The sequence below is a fragment of the Arthrobacter sp. R-11 genome (genome assembly GCF_049913155.1).
In the GTDB taxonomy this organism is placed as follows: Bacteria; Actinomycetota; Actinomycetes; order Actinomycetales; family Micrococcaceae; genus Arthrobacter.
This window is the reverse complement of record NZ_CP183979.1, coordinates 4,309,847-4,327,789: the sequence shown is the minus strand read 5'-3', so window position 1 is coordinate 4,327,789 and position 17,943 is coordinate 4,309,847. Positions and strand designations below refer to the sequence as shown.

Genomic DNA, 17,943 nt, shown 5'->3' with positions numbered 1-17,943 from the left:
TCTCCCTTTCATGGGTCAAAGGAATGGTGGGCGCCGCGAGGTGGCGCGGGCAGTATCAGGCGGAAAGAGCGTGGAGGCCCTCGATGACCCGCAGCACCTCAAGGGATTCGCGCGGATCGACGGGAAGCGGGCCTGTGCCGCGGACGGCGTCGGCGAGCTCGGCGTAGAAGCGGGGGTAGGCTCCGCGTTCGGCGGGTACCGGAGTGCCGGAATCGCCGACTCCGAGGATCCCCCAAGAATCCCCGGGTTCGATTCCGTACCCCGGATCGGTGGGCCGGACGCCGGCCGCGAGTTCAGCTTCCTGCAGGTCCAGCCCCCATTTCGTGTAGCCGGCGGCGGAGCCCAGCACATGGAAGCGTGCGCCGTTCCGGGCGGCCATGCCGTTCATCCACAGCCGGGAGCGGACCCCGGAATCGTGGAGCAGGGAGACGAACGCCTCGGTTTCCCCGCCGTCGGAGCGCGGGCTGTGGTTTGCCATTTCGCCGTGGCTCTCGGCAACCGGCCCGAACAATTGGATGGCCTGGTCGATCAGGTGGGCGCCAAGATCGTGCAGCAGGCCGCCGCCCTCCGCCGGGGTGGCGGAGTCGCGCCAGTTCCCGAATCCTTCCGGCCGCCACCATTCAAAGCGCGATTCGAAGCTGCGGACCTCGCCAAGCGCACCGTCCCGCACGAGCTTCCGGAGGGTGAGGAAGTCGGCGTCCCACCGGCGGTTCTGGAACACCGTCAGCTGCACGCCGGCGTCTGCCGCCAGGGACAGGAGTTCCTCGCCTTCGGCGGAGGACGGAACGAACGGCTTGTCCACCACGAGATGCAGCCCGCGGGCAATGGCCGCCGCGGCCAGTTCGAAATGGGTCGACGGCGGGGTCCCCAGGACCACCAGGTCAAGGTCCAGCGCGAACGCTTCCTCCGCCGTCGGGACAATCGTCGCGTCAGGGTAGAGTCGCGCCGCCGCGGCGGCACGCGCCGGGTCCGCCGTCACGATCGCGTCCAGCGAGTAGTCCGGATCCGCGGCGATCAGCGGGGCATGGAAGACCCTGCCGGAGACTCCGAATCCGACGACGGCGGTGCGGAGCGGTGCCGGTTCCTCAGCGCCCCCCTGCATCACAGCACCTCCGAAAGGAAGCGCTTGAGCCGTTCGCTTTGCGGGTTGTCGAAGAGCTCGGCGGGCGTGCCGGCCTCCACGACTTCGCCTTCGTCCATGAAGACCACCTGGTCCGCGACCTTGCGGGCGAAGCCCATTTCGTGCGTGACCACAAGCATGGTCATGCCGCGGCGGCCAAGGCCTGCCATGAGGTTCAGGACGCCCTTGACGAGCTCGGGGTCCAGGGCGCTGGTGGCTTCGTCGAAGAGCATCACTTCGGGTTCCATGGCCAAGGCCCGTGCAATGGCGACGCGCTGCTGCTGGCCGCCGGAGAGGTCCCGGGGGCGGTGGTCGGCGCGTTCGGCGAGGCCCACCTCGGCGAGGCGGCGGCGGGCGCGTTCCCTGGCCTCGGCCTTGGACATGCCCTTGACGCTCCAAAGAGCCAAGGCCACGTTCTCCAGGGCGGTGTGGTCCGGGAAGAGGTTGAAGTGCTGGAAGACCATACCGATACGGGCCCGCAGGATATCCGGCTTGACCTGGAGGGCGCTCTCGCCGGCCAGGATGACGTCCCCGCTCTTGGGTTCGTGCAGCCGGTTGACGCCGCGCAGCAAGGTGGACTTGCCCGAGCCGGACGGACCGATGATGCAGGTGGTGGTGCCGGGCGCCACGGTGAGGCTGACGTTGCGGAGCACCTCGATGTCTCCGTAGGCCATGGTGAGGTTCTTCAGTTCCAGGCTGGAGCCGTGGAAGGTCTCGACGGCTGTCTTGCTTGTGCCGGCGCTGGTGCTGCTGTTTGTGAGGTTCACGTGTTGCTCCCGGTAATCAGCGGCGAAGCCGCATCGAGTTCATTGACTTCCTTCAGGCCACTGGTGGGCGCGGAGGGGCGACGGCGGCCGGTCCGGAATCTGTTGTCGAAGTAGTTGACCAGGTGGGTCAAGGGCACGGTAATCACCAGGTAGAAGATGCCGGCCATGACCAGCGGCGAAAGGTTTCCGGACAGCACGGCGGCGTCCTGGCCCACGCGGAAGAGTTCGCGTTCGGAGATCAGCAGGCCCAGGAAGTAGACCAGGGAGGAGTCTTTGACGATCGCGATGAACTGGTTGACGAGGGCCGGCAGGACCCTGCGGATGCCTTGCGGGACCACCACCAGCGCCATGGATTTGGCGTAGCTCATCCCCAGCGCGCGGCAGGCTTCGCCCTGGCCCTTGTCCACGCTCTGGATGCCGGCGCGGAAGATCTCGCCGATGTAGGCGCTCGCAATCAGGCTGAGAGCGATGATCCCGAGGGGGTAGGGTGAGGGGCCGAAGATCGACTGGCTGAACCGGGCAAAGCCCTGGCCGATCAGCAGAATGGTCAGGATCGCGGGCAGGCCGCGGAAAAGGTCGGTGTAGATCCGGGCCGGAACACGCAGCCACTTGGACGGGGAGATCCCCATGACTGCGACGATCATGCCCAGCGCCATGCCGATGACGGTGGCAGCGACGGAAATAATGAGCGTGTTCAGGAGCCCGACCCCGAGGAGTTGGGGGAGGACTTCGGCCATCGCGCCGAAATCGAAGAAGGTGCGGATGATGGTGTTGAGCCAGTCCATGGTTGCTCTCAGACGTAGTTAGCTTGTGAATCCCGGGCGGACCGCACGGGGCGGTCCGCCCGGACATATGGCGGCCGGCCTAGCCGGCCTGCCCGCCTACTTGCTCGGGGCGGGAGTAGCCGTTTGCTCGGCCTTGGGCAGGTACTGCTCGGGCATCGGAGAACCGGGGAACCACTTCTGGTACAGCTTCTTCCAGGTGCCGTCCTCCATCGCTTCGGCCAGGCCCTTGTTGAGGGCCTCCTTGAGCGCGGTCTTGCCCTTCGCCATGGCGAATCCGGCAGGAGCGTCGAAGGACGGGATGTCCGCCGCGCTGACCAGGCCGTGCTGTTTCTCGTAGGACTTGGCCGCCTCGTAGTCCAGGAAGTGGGCGTCCACGGAGCCGTTGTTCAGCGCGGCAATCGCGGTGTTGTTGTCCGGGAAGCGCACCAGGTTCGCCGAGGTGAAGTTCTTCACCGCATAGGCTTCCTGGAGGGTTCCCTGGACCACGCCCAGACGCTTGCCGGCCAGGCCGTTTGCATCCTTGATGCCCGAGGTCTTGGTGGTGATGACGGTCAGGTAGCCGGCCAGGTAGCCGTCGGAGAAGTCAACTGTTTCCTTGCGCTTGTCCGTGATGCCGATGGCGGCCACGCCGACATCGAACTGGCCGTTCGCCACCGCCGCCAGCAGGCCGGAGAAGTCCTGTCCGGTGAAGACGACGTTGTCCACGCCTGCGCGGTGGGCCACATCCTTGAACAGTTCGACGTCGAATCCGGTGAAGTTGCCCTGGGCGTCGGCGAAAGTGTACGGCTTGGCGTCGCCCAGGCTTGCAACCCGGATGGTGCCGGGCTGGATGAGTCCGTAAGAGTTGCCCGCCGTCGAGGTGGTCGCGGGGGTCGATCCGCCGCAGCCGGAGAGTGCCAGGAGTGTTGCAACGGCTGCCGCAACGATCACCCCCGGGCGGAAGTTCAGTCGTTTGGTCACAGCATTTTCCAATCGTGGGAGCAGGAGGCGCCTTTGGCCTTTGGTAGGTGAGTCCTTGTTGAGTCCGGTCTCACCGGCTAGGATTGAGACCGGACTCACATCGGGGTTGATTAGAAATGTAACCTAAGCCACAGTGGCCGTCAAGGCCCTTCCGGAAGGCCAATATGAGCAGCAACAATCCGCGGCGGCGCGACGTCACAGTCGCCGACGTCGCCAAAGCCGCGCAGGTTTCCAAAGCCCAGGCCGCGCGCGCCCTGGGCAATTACGGCGCCGTGAGCGACGACGTCCGGGAGCGCGTGCTGGCTGCCGCCGAGGAACTCGCGTACCGGCCCAACGAACTTGCGCGCAGCATGAACACGGGCAAGTCGAACACCATCGGCGTGGTGGTGGGTGACATCGAAAACCCGCACTTCGGCCTCGCCACCCGCGGCATTACCGACACGGCAAAAAAGGCCGGTTTCAACGTCATCCTGATCAACACGGACGAGGACGTCTCTGCCGAGGTGGACGCCGTCCAGGTGCTTCTGGACAAGCGCGTGGACGGCTTGATCGTGGCTCCAGCGTCCTCGCTGAAGACCGGCCACCTGCAGCGGGTGCAGGAAGCCGCCCGCCCCCTGGTCCTGCTGGACCGCGCGGCCGGCGGGCTCGCTGCCCAGGCGGTGGCCGTGGACATGACGGAGATCGCCTACGAATCCACGCGCTACCTGCTCTCAGAAGGACATCGCCGGATCGCCTTCATCTCCACCCTGAAGACGGACGCCCCCTTCGCCGGAGGCATGCTCCTGGATTCCTCGCAGATCGCCGAGCGCCTGGACGGGATGGGCCGGGCACTGAGCGAGGAAGGGCTGGCGCTCTCCGCTGATCTGGTGCGCCTGAACGCTGGCGACGCCGCGTCCATCCGGAGCATCACGCGCGACGTTCTCCTCATGCCTGAGCCGGCCACCGCCGTCGTGGCTTCCGACGGCCTCATCGCCCTCAGCGTCATCGAAGCGATCCAGGAACTCGGACTATCCATCCCGGGAGACGTCTCGTTCCTGATGTACGACGATTTCGCCTGGACGAGGCTCACAACCCCACCCCTGACGGTCATCGCGCAGCCTGTGTACGACATGGGCGTGGCCGCGGCCAGCGCCCTGATCCGTCAGATCGAGGGGCGGAAGCCGACTGCGGCGCCGGACCTGGCCGCCCGGCTGATCAAACGGGGCTCGGTAGGTGCGCCGAGGACCGTCAAGGCCTACAGCTGACCGGATCCGTGGACGATGGCGCCGCTACGGCTGCCGGCTCGCGAAGACCACCTTGTTCCTGCCGAGGGCCTTGGCCTTGTAGAGCGCGGCGTCGGCGGCCTCGACCATCCGCGGAAGGTTGGCGTCGGCGATTGCGCTTGCCGCGACGCCGTAACTCACGGTTGGGAACACGACGCCGGGGGGCGCCGGCGAGTTGGCCAAGGCCCGGCTGATCACGGCAGCGATAACCTCCCCGGTTTCCTGTTCGGCTCCCGGGAGCAGGATGAGGAATTCTTCGCCACCGTACCGGCCCACGAGGTCGGTGGAGCGGATCGATGCCACGGCGGCGGAGGCGAACGCCTGGATCGCGGCGTCACCCGCTGCGTGGCCGTACTTGTCGTTGAGTGCCTTGAAATTGTCCAGGTCCGCCATGATCAACGTGGAGGCTGTTCCGCTCGAGTCCATGCGCTGCACTTCGCGGGCAGCCAGTTCCATGAAGGCCCTGCGGTTGAGGACGCCCGTGAGGCTGTCCCGGTTGGCGCGCTCGTTGAGGCCGTTGATCAGCTGGGCGTTGCTCAGCGCCGTCATGCTGAAGGACACCGTAACCAGGAGGCCGATGGTGAGCAGGCTGGTGACCGCGGGGCTGAAGTAGCTCCGGAAGAACGGCCCATCAGGTCCTTCCATGAGGTAGACGGGCCAGCGGCAAAGGTAGAAGGCTGCCAGGACGCCTGAGCCGACGGCCAGCGAGCGGTTGACGTAAGAGCTGCGGGGTTCCAGCAGCACAAGCTCGCGTGTTGCCAGGCCCATGCCAACGGCCATCAGGCCCAGGTACACGAGGCCGCCGGACCATTCGTTGGACTCCGGATGCTCCAGCACCGAAGCCACGGCCGTGACCACGGGGGCCGCGATGATCTGCCATAGCGGGGTGGGCAGCAGCCTCAACGAGCGGGCGCCGGCCCAGACGCTGAATGCCCCGCCGACCACGAAGGCGTTGCCGAGCGGGTCGGCCCAGACCTGGTGCGGAGTTCCGGTCAGAAGGAACGCCAGGTTCCCCGCCAGGAAGGCCACAAGCGAAATGCACCACCAGCCGCTGTACTGTGACCGCGTCTGGCGGAACGACGCGAAGAACAACAAACACAGGATCACTGTTACAACCCCGAGAGCCACCCTCAGGCTTAACGTATCGAGTTCCATGCCCTACCCCCTTGCCGAGGCTCAAGCTTAGGGCATTACGGCGGCCAACTGGAGTCAAGATGAAGCAACGGGATGCCCCGAACCGCCGCAGCGAAATGAAGGCACCGTGCGCGGGAGTCAATCGGGCCGCCAAGGCGTTGAATAGATGTAGCAGAAGATTTCCTCCCAAGGCCTTGGACCACGGTTTTTTGAGGCGGGGTCGGCGACGTGAGAGCTCCACGGGGCCCGGGGCCCGGGGCTCTCCCCCCAGCCGTCGTCGGCCCCCCCGGAACGTTCGACGGCGGCACCCGCCACTGCTTGCAAAGGCGCGGTGCCGCCGTCGAACCTTGTGCAAAGCCGTGATTGCGCCGCCATTTCCGGGGTCCTGCCTGTAAGCCCGCGGCCCTGCGGGTGGCCTTTGGGGCTGGTCCTGTCACGCCTGCCGGGTCTAGGCTCCAAAATGACGGCGTGTGCCCCGCACGCCCCGACCGTGGGTGGGTGGAACAGCTTGGACGCCTTCGACAACAAGCAGCAACTGGACGGTTTGGAAGCTACTGCGCGGGATGGCGGTGGGGAGGCGGCCAAGGGGAAGCCCGGGTTCAGCGGTCCGTACCACCACCCTGCGGCCGGTTGGGGAGCCGCAATGAGCGTGGGACGGATCCTGCTCCGTGAACGCACCCTGCTGGACGGCCCCCGGGCCATTTTCCGCATGAACCATGAGGGCAAGGGCTTCGACTGCCCGGGCTGTGCCTGGCCGGACGACACCAAGGGCCTGCACCTGGACATCTGCGAAAACGGCATCAAACACGTCACCTGGGAAATGACCCACAAACGGGTGGGCCGTGAGTTCTTCGCGGAGCATTCGGTGGAGGAACTGTCCGGATGGAGCGAATTCGAGCTGGAGAACAAGGGCCGGCTGACCGAGCCGATGGCCTACGACGCGGCCACGGACCACTACGTGCCGATCACCTGGGACGACGCCTTCGAGTTGATCGGCCGCTCCTTGCGGGAACTGGACGATCCTAACCAGGCTTCGTTCTATACCTCCGGGCGGCTGGGCAACGAGGCGACGTTCCTCTACCAGCTCCTCGCGCGGGAACTGGGCACCAACAACCTGCCGGACTGTTCCAACATGTGCCACGAAGCCAGCGGCCGCGCGCTCAAGGCGGCCCTCGGCACGGGCAAGGGGACGGTGGACCTGGCGGACTGGGAAGCCACCGATGCCCTGTTCATCATGGGCGTGAACGCGGCCTCGAACGCGCCCAGGATGCTGACCGCACTGGCGGAAGCACACCGCCGCGGGGCGCAGATCGTGCACATCAACCCCCTGGTCGAAGCCGCCGCGAGCCGCACGATCGTTCCGCATGACGTGCTGGACATGGCCGTCTTCCGCTCCACGAAGACCAGCACCCTGAACCTGCAGCCGCGCATTGGCGGCGACATGGCACTGATGCGCGGCATGGCCAAGGCGATCCTGGAAATGTCCGCCACCGACGCCAAGGCGCTGGACAAGGAGTTCATCGAACGGCACACCGCCGGTTTCGAGGAATACCGTGCCGTGTGCGAGGCCACCCCGTGGGATGACATTGAGCGGCAGTCCGGGCTGTCCCGGGCCGACGTCCTCAAGGCCGCCCGCGTCTACCGCAACGCCGACCGCAGCATCATCAGCTGGTGCTTGGGCATCACCCAGCACGAGCATGGCGTGGACACTATCCGGGAAATCGTCAACGTCCTGCTGCTGCGCGGCAATCTGGGCCGCGAAGGCGCCGGACCCTCGCCCGTGCGCGGACACAGCAACGTCCAAGGCAACCGGACCTGCGGCATCGACCACCGGCCCGCCGAGCAGTTCCTGGCCCGGCTGGACGAAGTATGCGGCATCGAATCCCCGCGCGGGCACGGCCTGGACACGGTGAGGACCATCGAAGCGATGCACCGCGGGGACGTGAAGGTCTTCGTAGGCATGGGCGGAAACTTCGCCCTCGCGGCCCCGGACACCCCGTACACCCAGGCCGGGCTCCGCAACTGCGAGCTGACGGTCCACGTGAGTACCAAACTCAACCGCAGCCACCTCGTCCACGGGCGCCAGGCCCTGATCCTGCCGTGCCTCGGCCGCACCGAGAAGGACCAACAGGCCAAGGGGCTCCAGAGCACCTCGGTGGAGGACTCCATGAGCATGGTCCATCTTTCGGTCGGCATGAAACGCCCGGCATCCCCGCAGCTGCGCTCCGAACCGGCCATCATCGCCGGCATCGCCAAGGCCGCCTTGCCGGGGAGCAAGACGCCCTGGGACTGGTACGTGGGGGACTACGACCGCATCCGGGACACCATGTCCAAGGTGCTGGATGGCTTCGAGGACTTCAACCGCCGCGTCCGGCTTCCGCTCGGTTTCCGGCTCAAGCAGCCCGCCCGGGAACTCGTGTTCGGTACGCCTTCCGGAAAAGCCGGCTTCTCCGCCGCGCCGCTGCCGGACGTCATCCCCGCTTCGGGAACCATCGCCCTGGGAACCATGCGTTCGCACGACCAGTGGAACACCACGATCTACTCGGACAACGACCGTTACCGCGGGATCAAGAACCTGCGCACCCTGGTCTTCATGAACGCCCAGGACATGGCGGACCGGGGCATCAAGGAACTCGACCCCGTGGACATCGTGAGCACGGCGAAGGATGGATCCGTGCGCTCGTTGGAGGGCTACCTCGCGGTCCCGTACGACATTCCGCGCAGCTGCGCGGCCGGCTACATGCCTGAGATGAATGTCCTCTGCGCGATCGGCGACTACAGCACGCAGAGCGACCAGCCGATCATGAAGCACCTGAAGGTCACCATCACGCGCAGCGCCTGATCCAAAGCCCGACGGCGGCACCCGGCCTTGCCGGTCAAGGTGCGGTGCCGCCGTCGGGCTGTTAACCCGTGCTGCTAAGCCGCGGGCCGGCTCACGAGCTGGATGAGGTTCCCGCAGGTGTCGTCGAGGACGGCGGTTACCACGGGGCCCATGGGGGTCGGTTGCTGCGTGAAGGCGACGCCCTTCGCTTCGAGTTCCTGGTGGGCGGCCTCGACGTCGTCAACGGCGAAGGACGCGGCCGGGATGCCGTCTGCCTTGAGCGCCTGCTTGTAGGCCTTCGCCGCGGGGTGCTGGTCCGGCTCGAGCAGGAGCTGGGTGCCCTCGGGTTCGCCTGCGCCGACCACGGTCAGCCACCGGTAGTCCCCGACCGGCACGTCTTCCTTGGGTACGAATCCCAGCTTGTCGGTGTAGAACTCCAGGGCCTTGGCTTGGTCGTCGACAAAGACGCTGGTCACATGGATCCTGGCCTGCATGGGCATCTCCTTGCTGGGTTCCGGTTGTGTGTACCGATCCTACGGGGTGGTGTCGACGGGAAGGCCGGCAAGTATTCGCTGGACCATTTCCACGCCGGCCTGACTGAAGGCGTAGTCTCCGATGCCGTGGCCCCACACCACCGTTCCCATGGCCTGGTTCAGGTTCTCAAGCTGCCAGATATCGCTTTCTGATTCCTCGATGCGGTTTTTCAGCCCGGCCATGAAGGCATCGGCCAGGGCCGGCCGGCCCAGGAACTGCTGATGGGAGAGCCTGACGAGGTCGTGGACCCAGGGGCGGGTATCTGCGCGGCCAAAGTCGATTACTTTGATGCGGCTGTTCTCCTGCAGCCAGTTCCTGGGCTGGTAGTCGCCGTGCGTGGTGACCAGCTGCACCGGCCTGGGGGAGAGCGCCGCGAGGCGCTTGCCGAGGTGCTCGAGGGTGCCCGCATCCAGCAGGCCGCGGCCCTTCTTCATCAAGAGTGTGGTGGTGTAACTGAGCTTCTTCGCGTACTCCGTTGAGACCGTGACCGGACGGTGCAACCGGGCCAGCAGGACTCCGGCCTGGTGGTATGTCCCCGGATCGTCTTCGGCCGGCGTGCCCTCCACAGGTGCGCCCGGGAGGAATTCCGTGACGAGGATGCCGGCGTCCGCGGAAGCATGCCGAAGTGTGGGAAAACTCCCCTTCGGTCCGGGCATCCCAAGGCTGTGGGCGGCGATTTCCCGGCGGATGTGGTGGCTGGTGGTGCTGGCCTTGACGATGAAGCTGCCGTCCGCTGACGAAACGTGCAGGACGGTGGTGTCCTGCAGCGGCCAGGAGTGGTCCTTGAGGATGGAGTACGGTCCGAGCCATTGGCTCAGCAGCGAGTGTTGCTCCTCCGTGATCCCCTGCGGCATGGTCCCAGCATGCCACGCCCCTCCCGGTAGCACCGGCGCAAAAGCCCGACGCCGGCACGTCCACCAAAGGTGCGTGCCGGCGTCGGGCGTTAAGGCGAAAACTAGGCCGTGACAGCCAGGGCGTCGATCTCGACGAGCATTACCTCGTGCGGCAGGTCGACGAAGACCGTGGTGCGGCTGGGGAGCTGGCCGCTGGGGACGTTCTCGTTGATGAACTCGCCGTAGACCTCGTTCATGGCGGCGAAGTCGTCGCGGGTGGTGAGGTAGACGCGGAACATGATGACGTCTTCAACCGAGGAGCCGCCGGCTTCGAGGATGGCCTTGACGTTCTCCAGGGTGCGGCGGGTCTGGACGCGGACGTCGCCGTCGCCGATGTACTGGTTGGTGGCCGGGTCCATGGGGCCCTGGCCCGACACCTGGAAGATGCCGCCCTTCTTCACACCCTGGGAGAAGGTGTGGGCCGGGGCGGGGGCGTTGTCGGTGCGCACGATGGTCTTGGCGCTCATACTGCGTTCCTTTCGGTTGGGGTCCAGCCGAGATCTTGTGAAATGGCTGCTGTGGTTTCGGTCAGTTCGGGGAGCAGGCCCATCAGGCCCTCGTAGTCGAGCATGACGATCGGCACGGAGCAGGATGCCGCGGCCACCACGGTGCCGCTCGCATCGCGGATGGGGGCCGCGATGCAGTGCACGAACGCTTCGTGCTCGGCGTTGTCATGGGCCCAGCCCTGCTTCCTGACCACGTCCAGCTCGGCCAGCAGTGCCTCGGGGGAGGTCAGGGTGTTCTCGGTGACCTTGACGTAGTCCAGTCCGGCGGCGATCTTCTCCTGCCGGGCGCGCGGCAGGTCCGCCAGCAGGACCTTCGCGACGGCGGCCGAGTGCAGCGATGCCGTCAGGCCGATCCGCGAATACATCCGCACGGGATGATGGGACTCGAACTTGTCGATGTAGACGACGTCCTTGCCCTCGAAGGCCGCCAGGTGCACGGTGTGCCCGGTGCGGGCATTCAGCTCGGCCAGGTGCGGGCGGGCCACCTCGCGGATGTCCCGCTGCTCCAGGGCCAGGGAGGACAGCTCGAACAGCTTGGAGCCGAGCCGGAAACGCTGCTCGTCGTCGCGCACTACCATGCGCTTCTCCTCCATGGCGTGCAGGAGGCGCATCACCGTGGTCTTGTGCACTGCGGCGCTCTTGGCGAGTTCGTCCAAGGTTGCAGGTTTCGCTGCGAGCTCGTTCAGCAGCTCGATCGCGCGCAGCAGGCTCTGGCTCACGGGGCCACGCTCCCTTCGGTCGGGGACGCTGTGCCCGGGGACGCTGTGCCCGGGGACGCTGCCGGCACCTCGAAGTGCCCGGTGGTGACCCGGATTCCGGCCCATTGTTCATCGCCGCAGTCCAGGATCGCTGCGAGTTCATCGGCCTCGGGAAGCGGGCCGCGGTCTCCGTGCACCGTCAGGGTGCAGGCCGCGGCGACGTGACCGCGGCGCAGGCTCGCCTTCTGGCTGAGCCCGAACAGCACGCCGCTGAGGTATCCGGCGGCGAAGGAGTCCCCCGCGCCCACCGGTTCCACCACCTCCACGGAGAGTGCCGGCACTTCGTCGCGGCGGCCGTCCCGGTGCAGCGCGATGGCGCTGATGGCTTCGTTCTTGATGACGACGACGGCGGGATCCGGCATGAGCGCGCGGAGCTCGCTTTCGTCCGTGGTGCCGAAGGCGTGTTCGGCTTCGTCTTTGCCCACCAGCACGATGTCCGCGAGGTTGGCCAGTTTCTGCAGCACGGACTTGTCCTGCCCGGCCCAGAGGGCGGGGCGCCAGTTGACGTCGAAGGTGATGAGCCGGCCGTCGCGCGGGGCCTTGAGGAGGAGCTCGAGGAGGGCGCGGCAATCGGCGGAAAGGGCGGCGGTGATGCCGCTGAGGTGGATGAGCCCGGCTTTCTCGATCAGCGCCGCGACGGCCGGGTTCGCCAGGGTGGACGGGGCCATGGCGGAGGCGGCGGAACCGTGCCGGTAGTACAGGACCGAACTGCCGGCGTCGGGATCCGATTCCTGGGCGGGAACCTTCACGTACAGCCCGGTGGGCAGGCTGGAATCCACTTCGACGCCGGTGACGCCCACGCCGTGGTCCCTGAGGTCTTCGATGATCCGGGTGCCGAAGCCGTCGTGGCCCACGCGGCCCACCCAGTGCGCGTCGAGGCCCATCGCTGCCAGGCCCATGGCGACGTTCGATTCGGCTCCGCCGATGCTGCAGTGCAGCTCCTCGGCCCGGTCCAGCGGAACCCCGTTCACGGGGGTCAGCATGGCCATGGTTTCGCCTATGCAGACAGCTGTTGACACGAAAGCTCCCCTAACTCCAGGTATACCGAAGGCCTTGACGCCCAATCCGGGACCATGTTAGACATATCTGCAACAGCTTTGCAACCAGCGTTGCAAAATACGCAACGCAGATCCTTGGGGCCGGACAACCGACCGGCCCCGTGAAAGGAACAGATTGGTGAACATGTCCGCCTCCGAAGCCGGATCAACAGCCTCCTCCATCGCCGCCGACGCCGTCGCGCGGCTTTCTTCGGTTCCGCTGAGCTGGCGGCACAAGGCCGTGCCCGCCGCCGCAAACGGAACGACTGCCGGCGACTTCGTCCATGCGCGCCACACGCTGGCGGAGCTGCAGACACCGCTGCTCACGCTCGACGCCCGCGCGCTGGAAAGCAACGCCGACCGCCTGGCCGCCTGGTGCGCCGAACAGGGCGTCCGGCTCGCCCCGCACGGCAAGACCACCATGGCCCCGCAGCTCTGGGCCGAACAGCTCGAACGCGGCGCCTGGGGCATCACCCTGGCCAACTACGCCCAGCTCCGGGTGGCCCGCGAATTCGGCGTGCGCCGGCTCCAGCTGGCGAACAGCCTCACCGATCCGCACGCCATCGAATGGGTCGCCTCGGTCGTGGGACCGGAGCAAACCATCGTGTCCTGGGTGGATTCGGTGGCCACCGTTGAGCTGATCGGCAGCACCCTCGAAGCCGCCGGAAGCCGCGCCGTGCTGGACGTCCTCGTGGAGCTCGGCGCCCACGGCGGACGCACCGGCGCCCGCGGCATCGAGGCCGCCCTTGAAGTGGCCCGGGCCGCGGCGGTCTCGCCGCATGTCCGCCTGGTGGGGGTCAGCGGCTACGAGGGGTCGCTGGCCCACACCGCCGACGCCGACGCCCTGGCTGCCGTGCGCGGCTACCTCGGGCAGATGCTCCGGCTGCACGAACGGCTGCTCGCGGACGGGCTGTACGGCTCCGACGAGCTGATCGTCACCGCCGGCGGCAGCGCCTACTTCGACGACGTCGTCGACGTCCTCTCGCCCTGCATCACGGAAGGCGACGGCGCCGGGAATGGTAAGGGCAAAAGGGTCGAGCTGCTTATCCGCAGCGGCGCCTACATCATCCACGACGACGGCTTCTACCGCGTGATCTCGCCGTTCTCCCGGCACGGCGGCAAGCCTTTCAGCTCCGCCATGCACGGCTGGGCCCGCGTGGTATCCCAGCCGGAGCCCGGCCTGGCCCTGCTCGACGCCGGCAAACGCGACCTGCCGGTGGACGAGGGCCTGCCGCGCCCGCAGCTGATCGGGCCTGCGCTCGGCGGCCCCATGAGCCCGCTGGAAGGTGCCGAGATCACCGCGGTCAACGACCAGCACTCCTTCCTGAGCTTCGATCCCGCCACCACCACGGTCCGTTTGGGCGACGTGGTGCGGCTGGGCCTCTCCCACCCGTGCACGGCCTTCGACAAGTGGACTCTGATCCCGGTGCTGGCCGATACGGATGGTGACCAGACCGTCGTCGACCTCATCCATACCTTCTTCTAGGAGCGCATGACCTTATGGAGAACAGGATGAAGACACTCATCAGCAACGCCGTCCTCATCGACGGCACGGGCGAGGCCCGCCGGAACGCGGACGTCCTGGTGGACGGCACCGTGATCGCAGAGATCGCCGACGCCGGCAGCCTCACCGCCGCCGGGACCGGCGCGGAACGCACCATCGACGCCACGGGACTGGTCCTCAGCCCGGGTTTCATCGACATGCACGCCCACTCGGACCTGCAGCTGCTGGTCAACCCGGAGCACTACGCCAAGCTCAGCCAGGGCGTCACCACCGAACTCCTGGGCCAGGACGGCCTCTCCTACGCGCCGGTGGACGATGCCACCCTGGCCGGCATCCGCCAAAAGATCGCCGGCTGGAACGACAACCCGGAGGACTTCGACTGGGACTGGCGCACCGTGGGGGAGTACCTGGACCGCCTGGACCGCGTTGACGAAGACCGCGTTGACGAAGACCGCGTTGAGAACGACGGCGGCCGGATCGCCACGAACGCCGCCTACCTCGTGCCGCAGGGCACCGTGCGGGCGCTCGTCATGGGCTTCGACGAAGGCGAGGCGACCCCGGAGCAGCTGGAGCAGATGCGCGAGGTGGTCCGGACCGCGATGGCGGAGGGCGCCGTCGGGATGTCCTCCGGCCTGACCTACACGCCCGGCATGTACGCCACCACCGAGGAACTCGGGGCGCTGTGCAGCGTGGTCGGCGAGCTGGACGGCTTCTACGCCCCGCACCACCGCTCCTACGGCAAGGGAGCCCTTGCCGCCTACGCCGAGATGATCGGCCTGAGCCGCGCCACCGGCTGCGCCCTGCACCTGTCCCACGCCACCATGAACTTCGCCGAGAACAAGGGCCGCGCAGGCGAACTGCTGGCCCTCATCGACGAAGCCCTGGACGCCGGCGTCGACATCACCCTGGACACGTACCCGTACCTGCCCGGCGCCACCACGCTCTCGGCGATCCTGCCCAGCTGGGCCTCCGCCGGCGGCACGGACGCCACCCTCAGCCGCCTCCGCGACCCGGAGAGCAAGGCGAGGATCCGCGAGGCCGTGGAGATCTACGGCTCGGACGGCTGCCACGGCGTGGTGGCCGAATGGGACACCCTGGAAATCAGTGGCGTCCAGAACCATGCGCTCGCCGGGTACGTCGGCCGCACCATCGCCCAGATCGCGGCGGACGAAGGCCGCGAACCGTTCGAGGTCTTCACCCAGATCCTGCTCGACGACCGGCTCGGCACCGGCATCCTGCAGCACGTGGGCCACGAGGAAAACGTCCGCGCCATCATGGTGCACCGCACGCACACCGGCGGCAGCGACGGACTGCTGGTGGGCGGCAAGCCGCATCCCCGGGCGTGGGGCACCTTCCCGCGCTACCTCGGCCACTACAGCCGGGAGCTGGGCCTGATGAGCCTGGAGGAAACCGTCCACCACCTCAGCGGGCGGCCGGCCGCGCGGCTCAAGCTCGACCGCCGCGGCCTGGTCCGCGAAGGCTACGCCGCGGACCTGGTCCTGTTCGACCCGGAGACCGTCCGCGACACCGCCACCTTTGAAAACCCCCGCCAGGCAGCAGCCGGCATCCATTATGTGTTCGTCAACGGCACCGCAGCGATCGACGGCGGGCAGCCCACCGGCGCGCGGGCCGGCCGTGCCCTGCGCCGCAGCCCCGACGGCCGCACGCGAACAGCCCGAAAAGAAGGCACCCAAGCATGACTCCCGAAGAATTCATCCAGCAGCTCGAGGCCGACCGCACCCTCGCCGTCGTCCGGGCTTCCGGCATCCCCGACGCCGCCGAGCTCTGCCGCGCCCTGGCCTCCGGCGGCATCCGCAGCGTGGAGCTGACCTTCACGACGCCGGACGCCCTTACCCATGTGCGCCGCGCCGCGGACACCGCATCGGAGCACGGCGCCGCCGTCGGCATCGGCACGGTCCTCACCGCGGACCAGGCCAAGGCCGCGATCGACGCTGGCGCGAAGTTCCTGGTCACCCCGGGCCTGCGCCCGGAGGTGGCCGAGGTGGCCGTCAAGGCCGGCATCCCGTTCAGCCTCGGCGCCATGACACCCACCGAGGTGGCCCAGGCCCTGGATCTCGGATCCGCAGCCGTGAAGATCTTCCCGGCACGCCAGCTCGGACCGGTGTACCTGAAGGACCTCCAGGGCCCGTACCCGGGCATCAAGCTCCTGCCTTCGGGCGGCATCGACGCCTCCAATGCCAAGGGCTACCTCGACGCCGGAGCCGCCGCGGTCTGCTGCGGAACCAGCGTTGTGCCCCCCGCCGCCGTCGCCGCCGGCGACTGGGCAGACATTTCCGCCAAGGCCGCCGCGTTCACCGGCGCCCTCAAGTAGGAACCCACCGGAAAGGAAAATCAATGAATGAATTCCTGGACTGGCTGCGGCACGACACAGCCGGCCTGCTCCTCCTGGCAGGGGTGGGCATCGCGCTCCTGCTTTTCCTGATCATCAGGCTCAAGGTCGAACCGTTCATCGCCCTGGTGGGCACCAGCGTCCTCGTGGCCCTCGTAGGCGGCGTGACTGTTGAAGCCCTCGTCGGTTCCCCCGTCAAGAGCGGCGATGCCCTCATTGAAAAGGGCTTCGCCGGCATCCTCGGCCACATCACCCTCATCATCGGCCTCGGCACCGTGCTCGGCGCCATCCTCGAACGATCCGGCGGCGCGGAAGTACTGCTCGGCAAGCTCGTGAAGGTCTTCGGCGAGCGGGGCACTCCGATTGCCATGGGTGTCACCGGCTTCGTGCTGGGCATCCCGGTCTTCTTCGACATCGGCATCTTCGTCCTTGCACCGCTGGTCTACGTGGCCGCGGTGCGTGGCGGGAAGTCGCTGGCCCTGTACGCCCTGCCGCTCCTCGCGGGCCTCTCGGTGACCCACGCCTTCCTGCCCCCGCACCCCGGCCCCGTGGCCGCGGCCGGGCTCTTCCACGTGGAGCTCGGCTGGATCATCATCATGGGCCTCGCCTGCGGCATCCCCGCCTGGTTCGCCTCCGGCATCCTCTGGGGCACCTGGATCGGCAAGCGCGTCTATGTCACCGTCCCCGAAGACCGTGTGATCCCGGAGGCCGAGGAAGCCAAGGGGCACGAGCCGCCCATGAGCCTTGTGGCACTGGCCATCGGCTTGCCGATGCTACTGATCCTCGGCGCAACGTTCGGCAACGTCTTCCTGCCCCAGGGCACATTGCGCGACGTCCTGGTCTTCTTCGGCAACCCGGCCATCGCCCTGACGGTCGCCGTCGCGCTGTCCATGTGGCTGCTCGGCATCCGCCGCGGCATGACCGCCAGGGACCTGTCCGAACTCAGCTCCGCCTCCCTGAAGCCGGTGGGCATGATCCTGCTGGTTGTCGGCGCCGGCGCCTTCTTCGGTGCCGTGCTCTCGGCAACCGGCGTGGGCAAGGCCGTTGCGGATACCCTGTCCACGGCCGGCCTCCCGGTGATCCTCTCCGCCTACGTGATCGCCTGCGGCATGCGCATCGCCCAGGGCTCGGCCACCGTGGCCATCGTGACCACCGGCGGCATCCTGGCCCCGGCGCTCACGGCCGGTCAGTACTCCCAGCCGCAGCTCGCCTTGATCGCCATCGCCATCTCCTCCGGCTCGATCATTGCCAGCCACGTCAACGACGGCGGCTTCTGGATCATCTCCAAGTACTTCAACATGTCCGTCAAGGACACCCTGAAGACCTGGACGGTGCTGGAAACCGTGCTTTCCGTGGTCGGTTTCGGCATGGCGGTGCTGCTGTACCAGTTCGTCTAGCCTGACAGTCCCCGACGGCGGGTGGTCACCGGGTGCGAGCCGCCCGGGTGGCCACCCGCCGTCGTCGCCACGCGGCTCAAACAAAGACACTGCTAAGACCCCGACACGGGGCTTA

At 67.4% G+C, this 17,943-nt stretch carries 16 protein-coding genes; 6 read left to right on the top strand and 10 right to left on the bottom strand.

The genetic code is table 11. The annotated features are described in order from the left end of the window. Window positions 1–55: 55 nt before the first annotated feature. The 4 genes from ACN9M4_RS19770 to ACN9M4_RS19755 all read right to left on the bottom strand — a co-directional run bounded on the left by ACN9M4_RS19770 (window position 56) and on the right by ACN9M4_RS19755 (window position 3,632). Entirely contained in the window at window positions 56–1,102 is a 1,047-nt protein-coding gene (locus ACN9M4_RS19770) for a Gfo/Idh/MocA family protein (protein WP_426300961.1), read from the bottom strand. Next, a complete protein-coding gene (locus tag ACN9M4_RS19765; RefSeq protein WP_426300959.1) occupies window positions 1,102–1,887 on the bottom strand; it encodes an amino acid ABC transporter ATP-binding protein in 786 nt (261 codons plus the stop codon). Before ACN9M4_RS19765 ends, ACN9M4_RS19770 begins: the two co-directional genes overlap by 1 nt. Next, the gene (locus ACN9M4_RS19760; RefSeq protein WP_426300957.1) at window positions 1,884–2,672 is read right to left on the bottom strand and encodes an amino acid ABC transporter permease; all 789 of its coding nucleotides are present in this window, start codon (window positions 2,670–2,672) and stop codon (window positions 1,884–1,886) included. The genes ACN9M4_RS19765 and ACN9M4_RS19760 overlap by 4 nt, the downstream gene beginning before the upstream one ends. A 96-nt stretch (window positions 2,673–2,768) precedes the next feature. After that, window positions 2,769–3,632: an ABC transporter substrate-binding protein gene (locus ACN9M4_RS19755; RefSeq protein ID WP_426300955.1), complete on the bottom strand. Its 864-nt coding sequence runs from the start codon at window positions 3,630–3,632 to the stop codon at window positions 2,769–2,771. Between the two features lie 164 nt (window positions 3,633–3,796). Between ACN9M4_RS19755 and ACN9M4_RS19750 the strand changes: the two genes are divergently transcribed. Beyond that, window positions 3,797–4,876, top strand: a complete 1,080-nt coding sequence (locus tag ACN9M4_RS19750; protein ID WP_426300953.1) for a LacI family DNA-binding transcriptional regulator — start codon at window positions 3,797–3,799, stop codon at window positions 4,874–4,876. A gap of 24 nt (window positions 4,877–4,900) precedes the next feature. Here ACN9M4_RS19750 and ACN9M4_RS19745 read toward each other — a convergent pair whose 3' ends face one another. Beyond that, the gene (locus tag ACN9M4_RS19745; protein WP_426300951.1) at window positions 4,901–6,049 is read right to left on the bottom strand and encodes a GGDEF domain-containing protein; all 1,149 of its coding nucleotides are present in this window, start codon (window positions 6,047–6,049) and stop codon (window positions 4,901–4,903) included. Window positions 6,050–6,488: 439 nt separating this feature from the next. Here ACN9M4_RS19745 and ACN9M4_RS19740 point away from each other — a divergent pair, with 439 nt between their 5' ends. After that, a complete protein-coding gene (locus ACN9M4_RS19740; RefSeq protein WP_426300949.1) occupies window positions 6,489–8,870 on the top strand; it encodes an FdhF/YdeP family oxidoreductase in 2,382 nt (793 codons plus the stop codon). 74 nt (window positions 8,871–8,944) lie between these two features. On the opposite strand, the gene ACN9M4_RS19735 is transcribed toward ACN9M4_RS19740, so the two are convergent. From ACN9M4_RS19735 to ACN9M4_RS19715, 5 genes are all read right to left on the bottom strand, one after another. Beyond that, complete coding sequence (locus ACN9M4_RS19735) at window positions 8,945–9,343, bottom strand: VOC family protein (RefSeq protein WP_426300947.1); 399 nt, start codon at window positions 9,341–9,343, stop codon at window positions 8,945–8,947. A 39-nt stretch (window positions 9,344–9,382) separates the two neighbouring features. Then, entirely contained in the window at window positions 9,383–10,237 is an 855-nt protein-coding gene (locus ACN9M4_RS19730) for an aminoglycoside phosphotransferase family protein (protein ID WP_426300945.1), read from the bottom strand. Between the two features lie 101 nt (window positions 10,238–10,338). After that, complete coding sequence (locus ACN9M4_RS19725; protein WP_115788903.1) at window positions 10,339–10,743, bottom strand: RidA family protein; 405 nt, start codon at window positions 10,741–10,743, stop codon at window positions 10,339–10,341. Beyond that, a complete protein-coding gene (locus ACN9M4_RS19720; protein ID WP_426300943.1) occupies window positions 10,740–11,501 on the bottom strand; it encodes an IclR family transcriptional regulator in 762 nt (253 codons plus the stop codon). The genes ACN9M4_RS19725 and ACN9M4_RS19720 overlap by 4 nt, the downstream gene beginning before the upstream one ends. Then, complete coding sequence (locus tag ACN9M4_RS19715; protein WP_426300941.1) at window positions 11,498–12,559, bottom strand: sugar kinase; 1,062 nt, start codon at window positions 12,557–12,559, stop codon at window positions 11,498–11,500. Before ACN9M4_RS19715 ends, ACN9M4_RS19720 begins: the two co-directional genes overlap by 4 nt. A gap of 163 nt (window positions 12,560–12,722) precedes the next feature. On the opposite strand from ACN9M4_RS19715, the gene ACN9M4_RS19710 reads away from it, so the two are divergent. The 4 genes from ACN9M4_RS19710 to ACN9M4_RS19695 are packed head-to-tail and all read left to right on the top strand — an operon-like array spanning window position 12,723 to window position 17,828. Beyond that, a complete protein-coding gene (locus ACN9M4_RS19710) occupies window positions 12,723–14,063 on the top strand; it encodes an amino acid deaminase (protein WP_426303554.1) in 1,341 nt (446 codons plus the stop codon). 26 nt (window positions 14,064–14,089) lie between these two features. Further along, a complete protein-coding gene (locus ACN9M4_RS19705; protein WP_426300939.1) occupies window positions 14,090–15,781 on the top strand; it encodes an N-acyl-D-amino-acid deacylase family protein in 1,692 nt (563 codons plus the stop codon). Further along, window positions 15,778–16,413 carry a bifunctional 4-hydroxy-2-oxoglutarate aldolase/2-dehydro-3-deoxy-phosphogluconate aldolase gene (locus ACN9M4_RS19700; RefSeq protein WP_426300937.1) on the top strand — a complete coding sequence of 212 codons (636 nt, stop codon included), beginning with the start codon at window positions 15,778–15,780 and terminating at the stop codon, window positions 16,411–16,413. The genes ACN9M4_RS19705 and ACN9M4_RS19700 overlap by 4 nt, the downstream gene beginning before the upstream one ends. 23 nt (window positions 16,414–16,436) lie before the next feature. Next, entirely contained in the window at window positions 16,437–17,828 is a 1,392-nt protein-coding gene (locus ACN9M4_RS19695; RefSeq protein ID WP_426300935.1) for a GntP family permease, read from the top strand. Window positions 17,829–17,943: the final 115 nt, after the last annotated feature.